This is a genomic window from Avibacterium volantium (assembly GCF_900635775.1).
Lineage (GTDB): Bacteria > Pseudomonadota > Gammaproteobacteria > Enterobacterales > Pasteurellaceae > Avibacterium > Avibacterium volantium.
This window is the reverse complement of the sequence record NZ_LR134167.1, coordinates 1,593,066-1,611,774: the sequence shown is the minus strand read 5'-3', so window position 1 is coordinate 1,611,774 and position 18,709 is coordinate 1,593,066. Positions and strand designations below refer to the sequence as shown.

15 protein-coding genes and 1 tRNA gene are annotated in these 18,709 nt (G+C 42.0%); 15 read left to right on the top strand and 1 reads right to left on the bottom strand.

The annotated features are described in order from the left end of the window. The first annotated feature begins 5 nt into the window (after nt 1–5). The 7 genes from ELZ61_RS07755 to truB all read left to right on the top strand — a co-directional run bounded on the left by ELZ61_RS07755 (nt 6) and on the right by truB (nt 7,009). A complete protein-coding gene (locus ELZ61_RS07755) occupies nt 6–734 on the top strand; it encodes a BUD32 family EKC/KEOPS complex subunit (protein ID WP_422386235.1) in 729 nt (242 codons plus the stop codon). A gap of 82 nt (nt 735–816) precedes the next feature. Then, nucleotides 817–893 (top strand) — tRNA-Met (locus tag ELZ61_RS07750). A 122-nt stretch (nt 894–1,015) separates the two neighbouring features. After that, nucleotides 1,016–1,471: a ribosome maturation factor RimP gene (gene rimP / locus ELZ61_RS07745; protein ID WP_115249882.1), complete on the top strand. Its 456-nt coding sequence runs from the start codon at nt 1,016–1,018 to the stop codon at nt 1,469–1,471. A gap of 21 nt (nt 1,472–1,492) precedes the next feature. Beyond that, nucleotides 1,493–2,980, top strand: coding sequence for a transcription termination factor NusA (nusA, locus tag ELZ61_RS07740; protein WP_126372682.1), 1,488 nt, complete (start codon nt 1,493–1,495; stop codon nt 2,978–2,980). A 16-nt stretch (nt 2,981–2,996) separates the two neighbouring features. Beyond that, nucleotides 2,997–5,516, top strand: coding sequence for a translation initiation factor IF-2 (gene infB / locus ELZ61_RS07735; protein ID WP_126372680.1), 2,520 nt, complete (start codon nt 2,997–2,999; stop codon nt 5,514–5,516). Between the two features lie 145 nt (nt 5,517–5,661). Continuing rightward, the gene (gene rbfA / locus ELZ61_RS07730; protein WP_126372678.1) at nt 5,662–6,090 is read left to right on the top strand and encodes a 30S ribosome-binding factor RbfA; all 429 of its coding nucleotides are present in this window, start codon (nt 5,662–5,664) and stop codon (nt 6,088–6,090) included. After that, the gene (gene truB / locus ELZ61_RS07725) at nt 6,083–7,009 is read left to right on the top strand and encodes a tRNA pseudouridine(55) synthase TruB (RefSeq protein ID WP_126372676.1); all 927 of its coding nucleotides are present in this window, start codon (nt 6,083–6,085) and stop codon (nt 7,007–7,009) included. The genes rbfA and truB overlap by 8 nt, the downstream gene beginning before the upstream one ends. A gap of 54 nt (nt 7,010–7,063) precedes the next feature. On the opposite strand, the gene ELZ61_RS07720 is transcribed toward truB, so the two are convergent. Beyond that, nucleotides 7,064–8,086, bottom strand: coding sequence for a branched-chain amino acid aminotransferase (locus tag ELZ61_RS07720; protein WP_126372674.1), 1,023 nt, complete (start codon nt 8,084–8,086; stop codon nt 7,064–7,066). A gap of 504 nt (nt 8,087–8,590) precedes the next feature. On the opposite strand from ELZ61_RS07720, the gene ELZ61_RS07715 reads away from it, so the two are divergent. The 8 genes from ELZ61_RS07715 to oppF all read left to right on the top strand — a co-directional run bounded on the left by ELZ61_RS07715 (nt 8,591) and on the right by oppF (nt 18,639). Next, nucleotides 8,591–9,481: a transcriptional regulator GcvA gene (locus ELZ61_RS07715; protein WP_126372672.1), complete on the top strand. Its 891-nt coding sequence runs from the start codon at nt 8,591–8,593 to the stop codon at nt 9,479–9,481. Beyond that, complete coding sequence (gene rlmM, locus ELZ61_RS07710; RefSeq protein ID WP_126372670.1) at nt 9,474–10,565, top strand: 23S rRNA (cytidine(2498)-2'-O)-methyltransferase RlmM; 1,092 nt, start codon at nt 9,474–9,476, stop codon at nt 10,563–10,565. The genes ELZ61_RS07715 and rlmM overlap by 8 nt, the downstream gene beginning before the upstream one ends. Before the next feature lie 101 nt (nt 10,566–10,666). Beyond that, nucleotides 10,667–12,853, top strand: coding sequence for a DNA helicase II (gene uvrD, locus ELZ61_RS07705; RefSeq protein ID WP_126372668.1), 2,187 nt, complete (start codon nt 10,667–10,669; stop codon nt 12,851–12,853). A gap of 244 nt (nt 12,854–13,097) precedes the next feature. Next, complete coding sequence (locus ELZ61_RS07700; RefSeq protein WP_126372666.1) at nt 13,098–14,738, top strand: ABC transporter substrate-binding protein; 1,641 nt, start codon at nt 13,098–13,100, stop codon at nt 14,736–14,738. A gap of 77 nt (nt 14,739–14,815) precedes the next feature. Beyond that, entirely contained in the window at nt 14,816–15,736 is a 921-nt protein-coding gene (oppB, locus tag ELZ61_RS07695) for an oligopeptide ABC transporter permease OppB (protein ID WP_126372664.1), read from the top strand. A gap of 13 nt (nt 15,737–15,749) precedes the next feature. After that, entirely contained in the window at nt 15,750–16,661 is a 912-nt protein-coding gene (gene oppC / locus ELZ61_RS07690) for an oligopeptide ABC transporter permease OppC (protein ID WP_126372662.1), read from the top strand. A gap of 9 nt (nt 16,662–16,670) precedes the next feature. Then, on the top strand, nt 16,671–17,660 hold the full coding sequence (gene oppD, locus ELZ61_RS07685) for an ABC transporter ATP-binding protein (RefSeq protein WP_126372659.1): 990 nt from the start codon (nt 16,671–16,673) through the stop codon (nt 17,658–17,660). A gap of 1 nt (nt 17,661) precedes the next feature. Next, a complete protein-coding gene (oppF, locus tag ELZ61_RS07680; protein WP_126372657.1) occupies nt 17,662–18,639 on the top strand; it encodes a murein tripeptide/oligopeptide ABC transporter ATP binding protein OppF in 978 nt (325 codons plus the stop codon). The last annotated feature ends 70 nt before the right edge of the window (nt 18,640–18,709 follow it).

Sequence of the window (18,709 nt, the reverse complement as noted above, 5' to 3'; positions counted from 1 at the left end):
GTTGTTTGATGTCGGCACAAAATAGTGAATTTCAAGAAAAGGTACAGGCCTTGCTTAAACAGCATAAAGGCGAACGAATAGTGAGCTTTGATTATGAAAATCAACGCTACTGGCTCAAACAACCTGAACAACTTAAAGGCGTGTGGCGTTTACTTAAACCGCAACCGCAAAAGGCCTTTCAAAATGAATTGAAAACCTTACAATTTTTAGCTGAAAAAAATGCCCCAGTGCCAAAATTAATGGCATTTGGCGAAGATTTTTTAGTACTAAAAGATGCAGGCAAAACCATCAGTTATTGGGTGGATAAGCCAGATCTCAGTTCTGATGGAAAATTGGCTATTCTAGCCGACGGCGCAAAGGCCTTAACGGATTTGCATAAAAAAGGCTTGGTTCATGGTCGCCCAGCACTGCGTGATATGGCGTGGAATGAAGGAAAGGTGCAATTTATTGATTTTGAATCCCGTTCTAATCACGCCAACCTAAATTGGCAAAAGGTACGAGATAGCTTGATTTTTATCCATAGTCTTGGGCGTTCTGATTGCATTTCTGATGAACAAATGCGTTTAACAGTAGAAAAATATCAGCAATATTGTGAGCCAGAAATTTGGCAACAAACACAATCCTTTATTGCCAAAAATCGCTGGTTATATTATTTATTATTGCCTTTCAAACCTATTGCAAGAATGGATTTAATCGCCATTTATCGCTTGTTTGAAAACACGCCAAATAAATAAGTGCGGTAGTTTTTTTGTAAGTTTTTTTGATAAAGCCTTGCTATTTGTTTTTCTATGCGTATAATACGCTGCATATTTCGGACGCGGGGTGGAGCAGCTTGGTAGCTCGTCGGGCTCATAACCCGAAGGTCGTTGGTTCAAATCCAGCCCCCGCAACCAATTCATAACAAGTTCAGTAGAAAGAACCCCAATTTTGGGGTTTTTTTGTACGAGCAATTTAGATGTAGAACTGGGCTGATTAGCCCTTTTTTTACGTCCTGAGTTTGATTAAGGAGGTTGTTTTGGCAACTTTAGAAGAGAAATTATCAGATTTATTAAAAGGTTCTATTGAAGATTTAGGCTGCGAACTTTGGGGCATTGAATGTCAGCGCGCAGGCCGTTTTTTAACCGTGCGTATTTATATCGATAAAGAAGGTGGTGTGAGTGTTGATGACTGTGCAGATGTAAGCCGTCAAGTTAGCGCCATTTTAGATGTGGAAGATCCGATTGCGGATAAATATAACCTTGAAGTGTCTTCACCGGGCGTAGATCGTCCATTATTTACCCTTGAACAATATCAACGCTATATTGGCGAAGAAATTGTGGTGCATTTGCGTATTCCTGTGTTAGAACGCCGTAAATGGCAAGGTAAATTGGAAAAAATTGAAAATGATATGATCACCTTGCTCGTAGATGGGCAACCGCAAGTATTGGTATTTGGCAACATTCAAAAAGCCAATGTGGTAGCAAAATTTTAATTTTAGATAGGAAGAATAAAAATGAGTAAAGAGATTTTATTGGCGGCAGAAGCCGTATCAAATGAAAAATTATTACCACGCGAAAAGATTTTTGAAGCATTAGAAAGTGCCATTGCCCTTTCTACTAAAAAGAAATACGAGCAAGAAATTGATGTGCGTGTGGTGATCGATCCAAAAACTGGTGAGTTTGACACCTTCCGCCGTTGGTTAGTGGTGGACGAAGTGACTAACCCAACAAAAGAAATCACCCTTGAAGCGGCACAATTTGAAGATCCAAATGTGCAAGTGGGTGATTATGTCGAAGATCAAATCGAATCGGTGGCCTTTGACCGTATTACAATGCAAACCGCACGCCAAGTGATCAGCAGCAAAATCCGTGAAGCGGAGCGTAATAAAATCGTTGAACAATTCCGTTCTAATGAAGGCGAAATTGTTACGGGAACGGTGAAAAAAGTAAACCGTGAAAATATTATTTTAGATTTAGGTCAGCAAGCAGAAGCGGTGATTTTGCGTGAAGATATGTTACCGCGCGAGAATTTCCGCCCAGGTGATCGTGTGCGTGGCGTGTTATATCGCGTTAGCCCAGAAAGCAAAGGCGCACAGCTTTTTGTTACCCGTGCAAAACCTGAAATGATCATTGAGCTTTTCCGTATTGAAGTGCCAGAAATTGGTGAAGAGCTAATTGAAATTAAAGGTGCAGCCCGTGACCCAGGTTCGCGTGCCAAAATTGCTGTGAAAAGCAATGATAAACGTATTGATCCAGTGGGTGCTTGTGTGGGTATGCGTGGCGCGCGTGTGCAAGCTATCACCAATGAATTAGGTGGTGAGCGTGTGGACATCGTATTGTGGGACGACAACCCTGCACAATTTGTGATTAACGCAATGGCACCAGCCGATGTGACTTCTATCGTGGTTGATGAAGATAACCATTCTATGGACATTGCCGTTGAAGCAGAAAACTTACCACAAGCCATCGGACGTAATGGTCAAAACGTGCGTTTAGCCAAACAGCTTACAGGTTGGGCGTTAAATGTAATGACCACAGAAGAGCTAAATGAAAAACATCAAGCTGAAGATAACAAAGTGTTGAAACTCTTTATGAACGCCTTAGAAATTGACGAAGAATTCGCGCAAATTCTGGTTGAAGAGGGCTTCACTAATTTAGAAGAGCTAGCTTATGTACCAGTGAGCGAACTTACTGCGATTGATGGCTTAGAAGATGAAGATTTAGTGGAAGAATTGCAAACCCGCGCAAAAGATGCACTAACAGCCGCTGCATTAGCGGAAGAAGAAGCGTTAAAACAAGCGCATATTGAAGACAAGCTACTCAATCTAGAAGGAATGAACCGTCATATCGCATTTAAACTAGCAGAAAAACAAATCACCACCTTAGAAGAATTAGCGGAGCAAGGTGTTGATGATTTAGCCGATATTGAAGAATTAAGCGCTGAGCAAGCAGCGGATTTAATTATGGCAGCACGCAACATTTGTTGGTTCAGCGAAGAATAAAAAGGGGTGTAAAATTATGGTAGATGAAGTAAAAAAATCGGATGCACCGAAAAAATTAAGCATACAGCGCCGTACGAAAACCACGGCAAGCACCACAACCAGTACAGGTAAAAACAAAACTGTACAAGTGGAAGTGCGTAAAAAACGTACTGTGCCAACGGAAGCAGCTATCCGTGCGGAAGAAGAAGCACGCTTAAAAGCAAAACAAGAAGCGGAAAAGAAAGCGGCGGAAGAGAAAGCAGCCGAAAAAGCGAAAAAAGAAGCGGAAAAAGCTGAACAGGCAAAACGTCAAGCTGAACAAAAAGCGAAAGAAAAAGCAGAAAAATCAGCAAAAGAAACTGCCAATAAAGCGGTTGATGAAGAAAAAGAACGCTTGAAAGCGGAAGAGGCAGAGTTACGCCGTAAAGCTGATGAATTAGCTCGTCAAAAAGCGGAAGAGCAAGCACGCAAAGCCGCAGAAGAAGCAAAACGTTATGCAGATCTTGCAAGTGCGGATGAAAAAAATGAAAATTCTGAAGATTACTCAGATTATCATCTCACTTCAAGCTATGCCCGTGAAGCGGAAGATGAAGAAGAACGCCGTAATGAAAATCGTGGACGTGGCAAAAATAAAGTAGCCAAAGCGAAAAAAGGCGGACGCGAAGACGATAGCAACAAAAACGAGCGTGAATCCAATCGCCGTAACCAAAAAGATGCTAAAGGCGGAAAAGGCTTTAAAGGTAAACAAGGCAAAAAAGGCAGCAGCTTACAACAAGGCTTTACAAAACCTGCCGCACCAGTAAACCGTGATGTGGTGATTGGTGAAACCATTACAGTGGCGGAATTAGCCAACAAAATGGCAGTGAAAGCCACCGAAATCATCAAAACAATGATGAAAATGGGCGAAATGGTAACCATCAACCAAGTGATCGACCAAGAAACCGCACAGCTTGTAGCCGAAGAAATGGGACACAAAGTGATCCTGCGTAAAGAAAATGAGCTAGAAGAATCTGTATTAGGCGATCGTGATGTGAATGCGGAAAAAGTAAATCGTGCGCCAGTGGTTACCATTATGGGACACGTTGACCACGGTAAAACCTCTTTACTTGACTACATTCGTAAAGCCAAAGTGGCAGCGGGCGAAGCGGGGGGAATTACCCAGCATATCGGTGCATATCACGTTGAAACAGACGATGGCAAAATGATCACCTTCTTGGATACACCGGGACACGCAGCCTTTACCTCAATGCGTGCGCGTGGTGCAAAAGCCACAGATATCGTAGTGCTTGTGGTTGCCGCTGATGACGGTGTGATGCCGCAAACAATCGAAGCGATCCAACACGCGAAAGCGGCAGGTGTGCCAATTGTGGTGGCAGTGAATAAAATTGATAAACCTGAAGCCAACCCAGATCGCGTAGAGCAAGAATTATTGCAACACGAAGTGATCGCCGAGAAATTCGGGGGCGATACGCAGTTCGTTTACGTTTCAGCGAAAAAAGGAACGGGCGTTGATGAATTGCTTGATGCGATTTTATTGCAATCTGAAGTATTAGAACTCAGTGCGGTGAAAGACGGAATGGCAACGGGTGTGGTGATTGAATCTTACCTTGATAAAGGCCGCGGCCCAGTGGCAACAATCCTCGTTCAATCCGGTACATTACGCCGTGGTGATATTGTACTTTGTGGCTTTGAATACGGCCGTGTGCGTGCAATGCGTGATGAAAACGGTAAAGACATTAGCGAAGCTGGCCCGTCAATTCCAGTAGAAGTGCTAGGTTTATCTGGCGTGCCTTCTGCCGGTGATGAAGCCACCGTGGTGCGTGATGAGAAAAAAGCGCGCGAAGTGGCATTATATCGTCAAGGTAAATTCCGCGAAGTGAAATTAGCCCGTCAGCAAAAAGCGAAACTGGAAAATATGTTCAGCAATATGGCAGAGGGAGATGTGGCAGAGTTGAACGTTATCGTTAAAGCGGACGTTCAAGGTTCGGTAGAAGCGATCGTTCAAGCCTTACAAGAGCTTTCAACCCCAGAAGTGAAAGTGAATGTGGTTGGTTCTGGCGTGGGCGGAATTACCGAAACTGATGCAACCCTAGCCGCTGCATCTAACGCGATTATTGTTGGCTTTAACGTTCGTGCCGATGCTTCTGCACGCCGTATTATTGAAAATGAAAATATTGATTTGCGTTATTATTCAATCATTTATGAACTACTTAACGAAATCAAAGCGGCGATGAGCGGTATGCTCCAACCTGAATTCAAGCAAGAGATTATCGGTCTTGCTGAAGTGCGTGATGTGTTCCGTCATCCGAAATTTGGTGCAATCGCAGGTTGTATGGTGACAGAGGGCGTGGTGAAACGTAATAACCCAATCCGTGTATTACGCGACAACGTGGTAATCTTTGAAGGGGAATTGGAATCGCTCCGCCGCTTTAAAGATGACGTTGCTGAAGTGCGTAACGGAATGGAATGTGGTATCGGGGTGAAAAACTACAACGATGTCAAAGTCGGCGACCAAATTGAAGTCTTTGAAGTGGTTGAAATTAAACGCTCAATTTAATGGCAAAAAGTGCGGTGTTTTTGACCGCACTTTTCCTTATTAATAAAAAATTAATCACACAAATGTAAATAGGATAGGATTTTCGCCGTAGGCTAAATGCCGCGCGATCACATCATTATCCTGTTTTTATTTATAGGAAAATAAAATGGCAAGAGAATTTAAACGCTCCGACCGCGTCGCACAAGAATTACAAAAAGAAATCGCGGTGATTTTACAACGTGAAGTGAAAGATCCTCGCATTGGAATGGTAACCGTATCTGATGTGGAAGTTTCCCGCGATCTCGCTTATGCGAAAGTTTTCGTAACTTTCTTATTTGATCAAGATGACAGCGTTATCGAAAGCGGAATGAAAGGGCTGGAAAAAGCCTCGCCTTATATTCGTTCTTTACTGGCTAAAGCAATGCGCTTGCGCATCGTGCCAGAGTTACGCTTTGTGTATGACAAATCCTTAGTGGAAGGAATGAGAATGTCTAACTTGGTGAGCGAAGCGATTCGTGATGATGAAAAACGCTACCAAGGTGATGCAGAAAGCCACGAAAACAATAAAGAAAACAGCAAAGAAAACAATGAGTAAGGCAAAAAATAAAGGCCGTCATATTCACGGCATTTTTTTGTTAGACAAACCGCAAGGGGCGAGTTCTAACCAAATTATGCAACAAGTAAAACGGCTTTTTCAGGCGAATAAAGCAGGGCATACTGGTGCGTTAGATCCCCTTGCCACAGGAATGTTGCCCATCTGTTTAGGCGAAGCGACCAAGTTTTCGCAATATTTATTGGATTCCGATAAGCGTTACTTGGTTACCGCAAAATTGGGCGAACGCACCGATACTTCTGATGCGGATGGACAAGTGGTGCAAGTGCGTGAAGTGCGGTCAGAAATTTCGCAAATTTTAACCGCACTTGAGCAATTTCGTGGTGAAATTATGCAAGTGCCAACAATGTTTTCAGCCCTAAAACATCAGGGAAAACCGCTTTATGAATATGCTCGCGCTGGGATCACTGTAGAGCGCGAAGCACGTCCAATTACCGTTTTTGAGCTGAAATTTATTGATTACCAAGCGCCTTATTTAACCTTGGAAGTGCATTGCTCAAAAGGCACTTATATTCGCACGTTAATTGATGATTTAGGCGAAGTGCTAGGCTGCGGCGCGCACGTTACGATGTTGCGCCGTCTTGCGGTGGCTGATTATCCACAACACGCAATGATGAGTTTAGAAGCGCTTAAAGCCTTAAGCGAACAGCAAGATTTAAGCCTGTTAGATCAGCATTTGCTGCCAATGGACAGTGCGGTGAAATCCTTGCCTGCGTTGGCGTTAAATGCCGAACAAAGCCGAGCCGTTGGCTTTGGACAGCGCGTGAAATTTGATAATCCACAAGGCATCTATGGCCAAGTGCGGTTGTTTTCTGCCGAAAATCAATTTCTTGGTGTGGCAGAAGTGGATAAAAACAACGTTATCCGACCAAGTCGAATGGTGGCGTTGAATTTGGTATAAAAACGAAAGGGGCAAATGCCCCTTTTTTATTATGTCTTGATTGAATTTGGGAAATTATTCCACTTTTACAATCCAACCTTCAGGTGCTTCAATATCACCGAATTGAATGCCTGTAAGCTCGTTATAAAGTTTTTGGGTTATTTCGCCTACTTCCGTTTCAGAATAGAAAACGTGGAAATTATCGCCATACTGAATACCACCGATTGGGGTAATTACGGCAGCTGTTCCGCACGCGCCCGCTTCTTTGAATTGATCCAGCTCATTAATATAAATATCTCCCTCAATGGCTTCTAAACCAAGGCGTTCTTTGGCCAAATAAAGTAGGGAATATTTTGTAATACTTGGCAGAATTGATGGTGAAAGTGGGGTAACAAATTTGTTATCTTTTGTGATACCAAAAAAGTTTGCCGCACCCACTTCTTCAATTTTGGTGTGAGTGGCTGGATCAAGGTAAATACAATCACTGAAATTACGCTGTTTAGCTAGTTTTCCTGGATAAAGGCTAGCTGCGTAGTTTCCACCGACTTTAGCCGCACCAGTACCGTGCGGCGCAGCGCGGTCATATTCCGACACAATAAAGTTAGTTGGTTTTAACCCACCTTTAAAGTAGGCGCCAACAGGACAACAGAAAATTGAGAAAATATATTCTGTTGCAGGGGTTACGCCCACGTTATCACCCACACCAATCATAAATGGACGTAGGTAAAGTGTTGCACCAGTGCCATAAGGAGCAAGCCATTCTTGGTTTGCTTTCACCACTTGTTTACAAGCATCAATAAACATTTCTGTTGGCACTTCAGGCATTAATAAACGTTGACAGCTTTTTTGTAAGCGCTCGGCATTTTGATCTGGACGGAATAAATTAATTGAACCGTCTTTACAACGATAGGCCTTTAAGCCTTCGAAGCATTGCTGACCATAATGCAATGCGGTAGAGCCTTCGCTAATATGTAAAACGTTGTCTTGGGTGAGTTCACCTTTTGACCATTTTCCATCTTTCCAATATGCGATGTAGCGATAATCGGTTTTGATATAACCAAAACCAAGATTTTGCCAGTCAAGATCTTTGATTGCCATTTTGTTTCCTTAATTATGATATTGTTACAACTGAATAGGATTAATTTACACCATTCTTAAAAACTTGCAATGAGAAAAGTGCGGTAATTTTTGTGTGAATTTTTTTTGAGAAATGTTGGAATAGCGGAATTGAGTAAATCTATTTCGGGCAAATCGTAAATTATGCTAAGATCTTACGCAAATAAATGATCAATAGGCCATAGAAATAAAAAAAACACCGCCCAATTGAGCGGTGCTTAACCAAAATGGTTTAATAAATATACAGGAAGTGAAATGAGTAACTAACCAGTTACTCCGTTCGGTTGCCCGAACTATGCAAACACAACATCATACTTAAGTCGAAACTCTTAACCAATAAGGAATTACCAATCATTAAGTATGTGCGTATTGTAGTGAGATGCGTGGGCGAGAACAAAGGATATTTTTTTATCCCTTGCATTAAAAAAACTAATAGATAAATCAGTGAGTTAGTATAACTGATAATTTTTCATTTGAGAAGATTTTATGTATAAACGTTTGCCTCCCTTGAATTCACTGAAAGCTTTTGAATGTGCGGCACGTCATTTAAGTTTCACAAAAGCTGCTGATGAACTCTTTGTTACCCAAGCCGCAGTGAGTCATCAAATTAAATTATTAGAAGATTTTTTAGGCATTGAATTATTTAAGCGTCAGCACCGTGCGTTAGTGTTAACTGAGTTAGGGCAGATTTATTTTAAAGAAGTTACCGAGATCTTGCGCCGTTTGTCCGAAGTTACGCAAAAATTAATGCTGCAGAAAAATGAAAAACATATTGCCATCAGCGTACCACAAACCTTTGGTATTCAATGGCTTGTGCCGCGTTTAAGCAGATTTAATGAGCTTTATCCTGATATTGAAGTGCGTTTAACAGGAGTAGATCAAGATGAAGGTTTGCTAAATCGCGAAATTGATATTGCCATTTACTATGGACGTGGTGCGTGGGAAAATCTGCAAGTGGAAAAATTAGCAGAAGAAAATTTGCTTTTGCTTGCTTCACCAAAACTCTTGGCTAAACAACCTGTACATTCCGCAGAAGATCTTAAAAAACATACGCTGATTCATATTCATACCCGTGATAACTGGCAGAATATGGCGAATTATCTGCACCTCAAAGGGCTAGATATTCAGCACGGGCCGATTTTTAGTCATACTTTTATGGCATTACAAGCGGCTGTACACGGACAAGGTATTGTGCTTGCTAATCGACTGCTGGCTCAACAGGAAATTGATAAAGGGAATTTACAAGTGGTACTCCCAACCCAGCTAAAAGATCCAAAATCTTTTTATGTGGTAAATCAATTAGATAAAGCCAATGATGAACAAATTTTGGCATTCCGCCAATGGATAATTAAAGAAATAAGAAATAATAATGAATAAACTTGCCTTATATTGCCGTATTGGTTTTGAAAAAGAATTAGCCGCAGAAATCACCGATAAAGCCAGTGAGCGCGGTGTGTTTGGTTTTGCGCGTGTTGAGCCGAATTCAGGCTATGTAATTTTTGAATGTTATCAAGCAGGCGAAGCGGATCGCCTTGCGCAAGAATTGCCTTTCGATCAACTGATTTTTGCTCGCCAAATGATCGTGGTGTCAGATTTACTGCAAGATCTTTCCCCCGAAGATCGTATCAGCCCTATTTTATCGCAATATCGCCAAAGTGAATTGGCGAAAAAGCTCAAAAATAGCACCGAATTATTTGTGGAAACTGCCGATACTAACGAAGCCAAAGAGCTTTCGGGATTTTGCCGCAAATTTACTGTGCCGTTGCGTAACGCATTGAAAAAAGACGGCTTTTTACAAGGTAAAGATAGCCACAAAAGTGCGGTAACTTTACACGTTTTTTTCTTGCAATCCACCGCGTGCTATGTGGGCTATTCCTACAACCACAATCATTCCCCTTATTTTATGGGCATTCAACGGCTTAAATTCCCCGCAGATGCGCCAAGCCGTTCTACCCTGAAATTAGAAGAAGCCATCTTAACTTTTATTCCGAAACAAAAAGAAAGCCAATATCTGAACGAAAACCAATATGCGGTCGATCTTGGTGCTTGCCCTGGGGGTTGGACATATCAACTGGTTAAGCGTGGTTTATTTGTTTATGCAGTGGATCACGGCAAAATGGCAGCCAGTTTGCACGAAACAGGGCGGATCGAACATTGCGCAGAAGACGGTTTTAAATTTCAGCCCCCGAAACGCCGCCGCATTGATTGGCTAGTGTGTGATATGGTGGAACAGCCTAGTCGCATCGCACAACTCATCGCAAAATGGTTGATCAATGGCTGGTGTCACGCCAGTATTTTCAACTTAAAATTGCCAATGAAAAAGCGTTATGCGGAAGTCAAAGAATGTTTAGCAATGATTGAGCAAGCCTTGGATAAACAAGGACTTAAATACAAACTCAAAGCAAAACATTTGTATCACGATAGGGAAGAGATCACCGTTTATCTCTATTTATTGCCTTAATTAAAGTGCGGTGAAAAATTCATAAAAATTTCACCGCACTTCTTGCCTTTTGACAAAATCCCCCTATAATTTAACCTGTATAAAAAAACAGTGGTGATGTAATGGATATTTCTGAATTACTTGATGGTTTAAACGATAAACAACGTGAAGCGGTGGCTGCGCCCTTAGGCAATTATTTAGTACTAGCGGGCGCGGGTAGCGGTAAAACGCGGGTGCTGACTTTTCGCATTGCTTGGCTGATTGCTGTTGAGCAAATCTCTGAAGGAAGCATAATGGCGGTAACCTTTACCAATAAAGCCGCAGCAGAAATGCGCCATCGAATTGAAGAAACTTTGGCGAAATATTCATCACAACGTGTAATGGGAATGTGGATCGGCACATTTCACAGCATTGCTCACCGCTTATTGCGCGCCCATTATGCCGATGCAGGGCTGCCGCAGGATTTTCAAATTTTAGACAGTGATGATCAACTACGCTTAGTTAAACGCTTGATTAAATTGCACAATATTGATGAAAACGCTTATCCTCCGAAACAAGCGTGCTGGTATATCAACAACAAAAAAGAAGAAGGTTTGCGACCGCATCAACTTGATGATGACGGTGATATTCAAGAACGTACTTGGATTAAAATTTATCAAATTTATCAAGATGCTTGCGATCGCGCAGGTTTGTTAGATTTTTCTGAATTATTGCTTCGTGCCTATGAATTATGGCTGAAAAAACCGTTGATTTTGCAACGTTATCAACAACGCTTTTCGCAAATTTTAGTTGATGAGTTTCAGGATACCAACAAAATTCAATATGCGTGGATCAAATTATTGGTAGGGGAAACGGGCAAAATAATGATCGTGGGTGATGACGATCAGTCTATTTATGGCTGGCGTGGCGCGCAAGTAGAAAACATTCATCGTTTTTTAGAAGATTTTCACAATGCACAAACCATTCGCCTTGAGCAAAATTATCGCTCTACGGCCAATATTCTCAATAGCGCAAACCATTTGATCGCCAATAACAGCAACCGTCTTGGTAAAGATTTATGGACAGAGGGTGAACAGGGCGATCCTGTGGGAATTTATGCCGCATTCAATGAAATTGACGAAGCGCAGTTTGTGGCAAACCAAATTAAAATCTGGCTCGATGATGGTGGAAAGCTAGATGATTGTGCCATTTTATATCGTAGTAATAGCCAATCGCGCGTGATAGAAGAAGCCTTGATTCGTGCGCAAATCCCTTATAGCATTTATGGTGGATTACGCTTCTTTGAACGGCAAGAAATTAAAGATGCCTTAGCCTATTTGCGTTTAATCGCCAATCGCTTTGATGATGCCGCCTTTGAACGTGTTATCAACACGCCAACACGAGGTATTGGCGATCGCACCTTAGATGTTCTGCGCCAATTAACGCGTGAGCGACAAATCACCCTATGGCAAGCCATTCAAGTTGCCATTCAGGAAAATATGCTGGCAGGACGTGCTGCCACTGCCTTGTTGCGCTTTACCGAATTAATTAATTCCTTACAGCAAGAAACGGCGGAAATGCCTTTGTTCGCGCAAACGGATTTTGTCATCAAACATTCAGGCTTATATGAAATGTATAAGCAAGAAAAAGGCGAGAAAGGCGAAGTGCGGATCGAAAACTTGGAAGAATTAGTCAGCGCCACCCGAGAATTTATCAAGCCTGAAGACGCCGAAGAAATGACAGACTTAATGGCATTTCTCACTCACGCCTCTTTAGAAGCAGGGGAAGAGCAGGCTTCACCACATCAATCCAGCGTGCAAATGATGACCTTGCATTCTGCCAAAGGGCTAGAATTTGCCCGTGTTTTTATGGTGGGCGTAGAAGAGGGAATATTCCCGAGTTTCCGTTCCTTTGAAGAACCGGGGCGTTTAGAAGAAGAACGCCGTCTGGCTTATGTGGGGATTACCCGAGCCAAACAAAAACTGACCATTAGCTATGCAGAAAGTCGCCGCTTATATGGTAAAGAAGAGCGCCATTTGCCTTCACGGTTTATTGAGGAACTGCCAGAAGATTGCATTCAAGAAGTGCGTTTACGCGGTACGGTTACCCGTGCCTATAACCGCGCAGCCGTGGGATCGCTAAATACGCATAAATCGGGCAAGGATAGTGAATGGAGAATGGGACAAAAAGTTAAACACGGCAAATTTGGAAATGGCACAATTATTAATGTGGAAGGTGAAGACAACAATACTCGCCTACAAATTGCTTTCCAAGGCGAAGGCATCAAATGGCTCATTGCCGCCTTAGCGAAGCTAGAAAAACTCTCCTAAACCTAAATCAAAAAAATTAAGTGAAAAAACACCGCACTTTGGTTTTATAAGAACTCTGTTGTATGAGGATTCTTATGCGTAAAAACAAAAGTGCGGTGCTTTTTTGTCTATTTTTTGTAAATCAAATGCTGTGATTAGAAAAGAGAGAAAAAATTCCTGATGATTTCGCAATTTCTTATTTACAACATCAGAAAATTCCTTTATTAATGAAAGCCATTTTATAAAAACAATCTAGGAGGAAAAGATGCACACGTCATTCAAAAAAACACTTTTATCTGCCATTTTAGGGCTATCCCTTTCTGTGGGGTCGGCAATGGCGGCTGAGGTACCCGCGGGGACACAGTTAGCAGAAAAGCAAGAATTAACTTGGAATATTAGTTCTAACCCCGCCACCCTTGATCCACAAAAAATGGAAGGCGATGTAGAAGGTTATTATGCGCGTCAGTTGTTTGAAACCTTAGTGACTTCTGATGCGAAAGGGCATATTATTCCGGGGGCGGCGACCTCTTGGGAGCATAGCCCAGATTTTAAAACCTGGACATTCCACCTTCGCCCTGAGGCTAAATGGTCAAATGGTGATCCTGTTGTGGCAGGTGATTTCGTTTATGCGTGGCAGCGTTTAGCCGATCCGAAAACGGCAGCACCTTATGCAAGCTTCTTAGAATTTGTGAAATTGAAAAATGCGGATCAAGTTACCGCAGGCAAACTTCCTGTTACTGATCTCGGTGTTGAAGCCAAAGACGATCATACTTTAGTGTTACATTTAACCGAATCTGTGCCTTATGTTGATAAATTGGTTGAGCATTATGTGTTAGCGCCAGTAAATAAAAAAGTGGTAGAGCAATTTGGTGATAACTGGACGAAACCAGGTAATCTCGTAGGTAACGGGGCATTTGTGCTGAAATCTGCAGTGGTAAACGAAAAAGCCGTGTTAGAGCGCAATCCGAATTATTGGGACAACGCGCGCACCGTGTTGGATAAAGTGGTGTTATTGCCTATCGAATCTGCATCAACAGATGTTGCGCGTTATCGTGCAGGTGATGAGGATATGACAGGCAAAGAAATTCCTATTGAGCTTTATAGTAAAGTGAAAAAAGAGTTAGGTGATGAGCTTTATCACGCACCGTTGCTTTGTACTTATCTTTATGAAATCAATACGGCCAAAGCACCGTTTGATAATCCAAAAGTGCGTAGAGCCTTATCTTTAGCCTTAGAACGTGAAATTTTAACTGATAAAGTGTTACAACAAGGGCAAAAACCCGCTTATATTTTCACCCCACCATTTATCAATGGGGCTGAGAAAATGACTAATCCTGAGTGGGCAAATTGGACGCAAGATCAGCGTAACCAAGAAGCGCTTAAATTGTTGAAAGAAGCGGGCTTTGATAAATCTCACCCATTAAATTTCAAATTGTTATATAACACCTCTGATAACCACAAAAAATTGGCGAGTGCTGCGCAGTCCATTTGGAAGAAAAATTTACAAGGCGTGGTGAATATCACTTTGGAAAATCAAGAGTGGAAAACCTACTTAGATACCCGTCATCAAGGCAACTTTGATGTGGCGCGTGCAGGTTGGTGTGCGGATTATAATGAAGCCAGCACATTCTTGAACTATTATTTATCCAATAGTGCGAACAACACTGCATTCTATAAAAATCCAGCTTATGATGCCTTGATTGATTCTTCATTCAAAGCGCAAAGCGATGATGAGCGTGCAGAAGTGTATGCCAAAGCAGAAGGATTGTTAGATGAGGATACCGCAATGGTGCCAGTTTATCACTATGTTCAACCTCGTTTAATTAAACCTTGGGTGAAAGGCTTTGCTTATGCGCACCCAGCACAAAACTATTACTTAAAAGACGTTTATATCATTAAACATTAATCTTTTTTACCCGCACTTTTGGCATTTTAAGAAAAGTGCGGGTGTTTTTTTCTAAATTTTTTTGTGGGAATAATTTTATGCTTAAATTAATTTTTCGCCGTATTTTAGAGGCGATCCCAACCTTATTTATTTTAATCACCGTTTCTTTTTTTATGATGCGACTTGCTCCGGGCAGTCCATTTTCCAGTGAAAAAAATTACCCACCAGAAGTCATCGCTAATATTGAAGCAAAATATCATTTGAATGAACCATTAATGGTGCAATATGGCATTTACTTGAAAGATTTGGCACACGGTGATTTCGGGCCCTCATTCAAATATAAAGATTACACTGTTAATCAGCTGGTGGCCCAAGCTTTCCCCGTTTCATTAAAATTAGGTTTTTCAGCCTTTTTAATTGCCTTAGTATGTGGGATTTCCGCAGGCGTTATCGCTGCATTGAAACAAAATAAGTGGCTAGATTATTTGATAATGACCTTTGCGATGACTGGAATTGTTGTCCCCAGTTTTGTGGTCGCCCCGTTGTTGGTGCTGATTTTTTCCATTACCTTAAAATGGCTGCCTTCAGGCGGTTGGGAAGGCGGGCAGCTAACCAATATGATTTTACCAATGATTGCCCTTTCCCTTTCTTATATTGCTAGCATTGCGCGGATTATGCGTAGCTCAATGATTGAAGTTTTGCATTCTAATTTTATTCGCACGGCGAAAGCAAAAGGGTTACCAATGTCGCGAATTATTTTGAAACACGCGTTACGCCCTGCACTGTTGCCTGTCATTTCTTATATGGGGCCTGCTTTTGTGGGAATTATTACTGGCTCTATGGTGATTGAGAGTATTTTCGTGCTACCGGGTATCGGGCAGCTTTTCGTGAATGGTGCGCTAAATCGTGATTATTCCTTAGTGCTAAGTTTAACTATTTTGGTTGGCACATTAACCATTGTGTTCAATGCCATTGTAGATATTCTTTATGCCGTTATTGACCCGAAAATTCGTTATTAATGGAGTGCAGACAATGATAAAAACAAAAGAAAATCAAGCACTAATGGAAAAATTAGGGGAGCAATTAGACAAAGTCGAAGGGCGCAGTTTATGGCAAGATGCCAGACGCCGTTTTTTCCGCAATAAAGCGGCGGTGGTGAGCCTTTTCGTGTTATTTCTCATTTTGCTTTTTGTAACCTTTACACCAATGTTGATGCCCTTTAGCTATGATGATACCGATTGGGCAATGATGTCTTCACCGCCAGATTTTGAATCAATGCACTATTTAGGCACAGACGGCTTAGGGCGAGATCTTCTAGTTCGTATTGCCATTGGCGGGCGTATTTCCTTATTAGTTGGGATCGCAGGGGCGTTTATCGCCGTCTTAGTTGGCACGCTTTATGGCGCAACCGCGGGCTATGTGGGCGGCAAAACCGATGCGATTTTAATGCGTATCTTAGAGATCTTATATTCTTTTCCGTTTATGTTTTTTGTGATCCTATTGGTCACGTTCTTTGGGCAAAATATTTTGCTGATTTTCGTGGCAATTGGCATGGTGTCTTGGCTGGATATGGCGCGTATCGTGCGTGGGCAAACCCTAAGCCTTAAACGGAAAGAATTTATCGAAGCAGCCATTGTATGTGGTGTTTCACCAAGTCAAATTGTTTGGAGACATATTGTGCCGAACGTATTAGGTGTTGTGGTGGTTTATGCCTCCTTGCTCGTGCCGGGAATGATCTTGTTTGAATCTTTTTTAAGTTTCTTAGGATTAGGTACACAAGAACCGCTTAGTAGTTGGGGCGCATTACTAAATGATGGGGCAAACTCAATGGAAGCCGCGCCTTGGTTACTAATTTTTCCAGCATTATTTTTAGTGGTAACGCTATTTTGTTTTAATTTTATTGGTGATGGCTTGCGTGATGCGCTTGATCCGAAAGATCGATAAGGTGAGAAAATGAAAAACGAAAAACACCCTCTCCTTGATGTTCAAGATTTAAGAGTAACTTTTAAAACGCCAGACGGCGAGGTTACCGCAGTAAACAACTTAACCTTTAGCCTTAATGCTGGTGAAACCTTAGGCATTGTTGGTGAATCAGGTTCAGGAAAATCGCAAACCGCGTTTGCTTTGATGGGACTATTAGCTGATAACGGACGCACTTCAGGTTCAGCCCGTTTTAATGGCGAAGAGATTTTAGGTTTGTCAGAAGGGCAATTAAATCGCTTAAGAGCGGAGCAAATTGCGATGATTTTCCAAGATCCAATGACCTCGCTTAATCCTTATATGAAAATTGGCGAACAGCTCACGGAAGTGTTGGTACTACATAAAGGTTATGATTATAAACAAGCCTTTGAAGAATCCGTGAAAATGTTAGACGCGGTGAAAATGCCAGAGGCGCGTAAGCGAATGGCAATGTATCCGCACGAATTTTCTGGCGGTATGCGTCAGCGTGTGATGATTGCAATGGCATTATTATGTCGTCCAAAATTATTGATTGCTGATGAACCAACCACAGCCTTAGATGTAACCGTTCAAGCGCAGATTATGACCCTATTAAATGAGCTAAAACACGAGTTTAATACAGCAATTATTATGATTACGCACGATCTTGGCGTGGTGGCAGGGAGCTGCGATCAGGTGCTGGTGATGTATGCGGGAAGAACGATGGAATATGGCTCAGCGAAAGATATTTCCTATCAGCCAACTCACCCTTATTCCATTGGGTTGATCAACGCTGTGCCACGTTTGGATTCCGAAGAAGACAAACTCTTAACTATCCCTGGCAATCCACCTAATTTATTGCATTTGCCAACGGGCTGTCCATTTAGCCCACGTTGCCAATTTGCAACGGAACAATGCCAAAACAGCCCGCCGTTGGAACAATTTGCACCAAACCGCTTGCGTGCTTGTTTTATTGAGCCAAGCCAGCTGGTAAGGGGGAATTAAGATGAAAAAATTATTATTAGAAGTTGAAGATCTGAGCGTACACTTCAAAGTGCAAAGCAACGAAGGCTTTTTATTTAAGAAAAAACAAACCTTGCACGCAGTAAACCACGTTTCCTTTAAATTGTATGAAGGGGAAACCTTGGGCGTGGTAGGGGAGTCTGGTTGCGGAAAATCTACCCTTGCTCGTTCGATTATTGGCTTAGTGAAAGCCGCAGGCGGTAATATTTTATGGCTAGGTAAAGATCTCAGCCAGCAATCTGAAAAGCAGTGGCACGACACACGCAAAGATATTCAAATGATTTTCCAAGATCCCTTGGCATCACTCAATCCACGAATGACCATTGGAAATATTATTGCAGAACCACTGAAAATTTATTTCCCCCATTTATCGGCTCAAGAAGTTAAAGAACGCGTGCAAGCAATGATGTTAAAAGTGGGCTTATTACCAAATTTGATCAACCGCTATCCGCACGAATTTTCAGGCGGACAATGCCAACGTATCGGTATTGCGCGTGCGTTGATCATTGAACCCAAACTGATCATTTGTGATGAACCTGTTTCAGCCCTTGATGTATCCATTCAAGCGCAGGTGGTAAACTTGCTTAAATCATTGCAGAAAGAAATGGGGTTATCGTTGATTTTCATCGCGCACGATTTGGCAGTGGTGAAACATATTTCCGATCGCGTTTTGGTGATGTATTTGGGCAATGCGGTAGAGCTTGGTACTTATGATAAGGTGTATCACGAAACCAAACACCCTTACACCAAAGCCCTGATGTCGGCCGTGCCAATTCCTGATCCTGATTTGGAACGGGGTAAAAAAATTCAGCTGCTAGAAGGGGATCTTCCATCACCAATCAATCCGCCTTCAGGCTGCGTGTTCCGTACTCGTTGTCCCATTGCAGACACAGAATGTACTCTCAGCAAACCACGCTTGGAAGGAAATGAACAGCATTTAGTGGCTTGTTTTAAGGTTTAAGCAAAAGTGTAAAAATAAAGTGCGGTGCTTTTTTAGGTATTTTTTATTTTAAGAAAATATTACAAAAAAG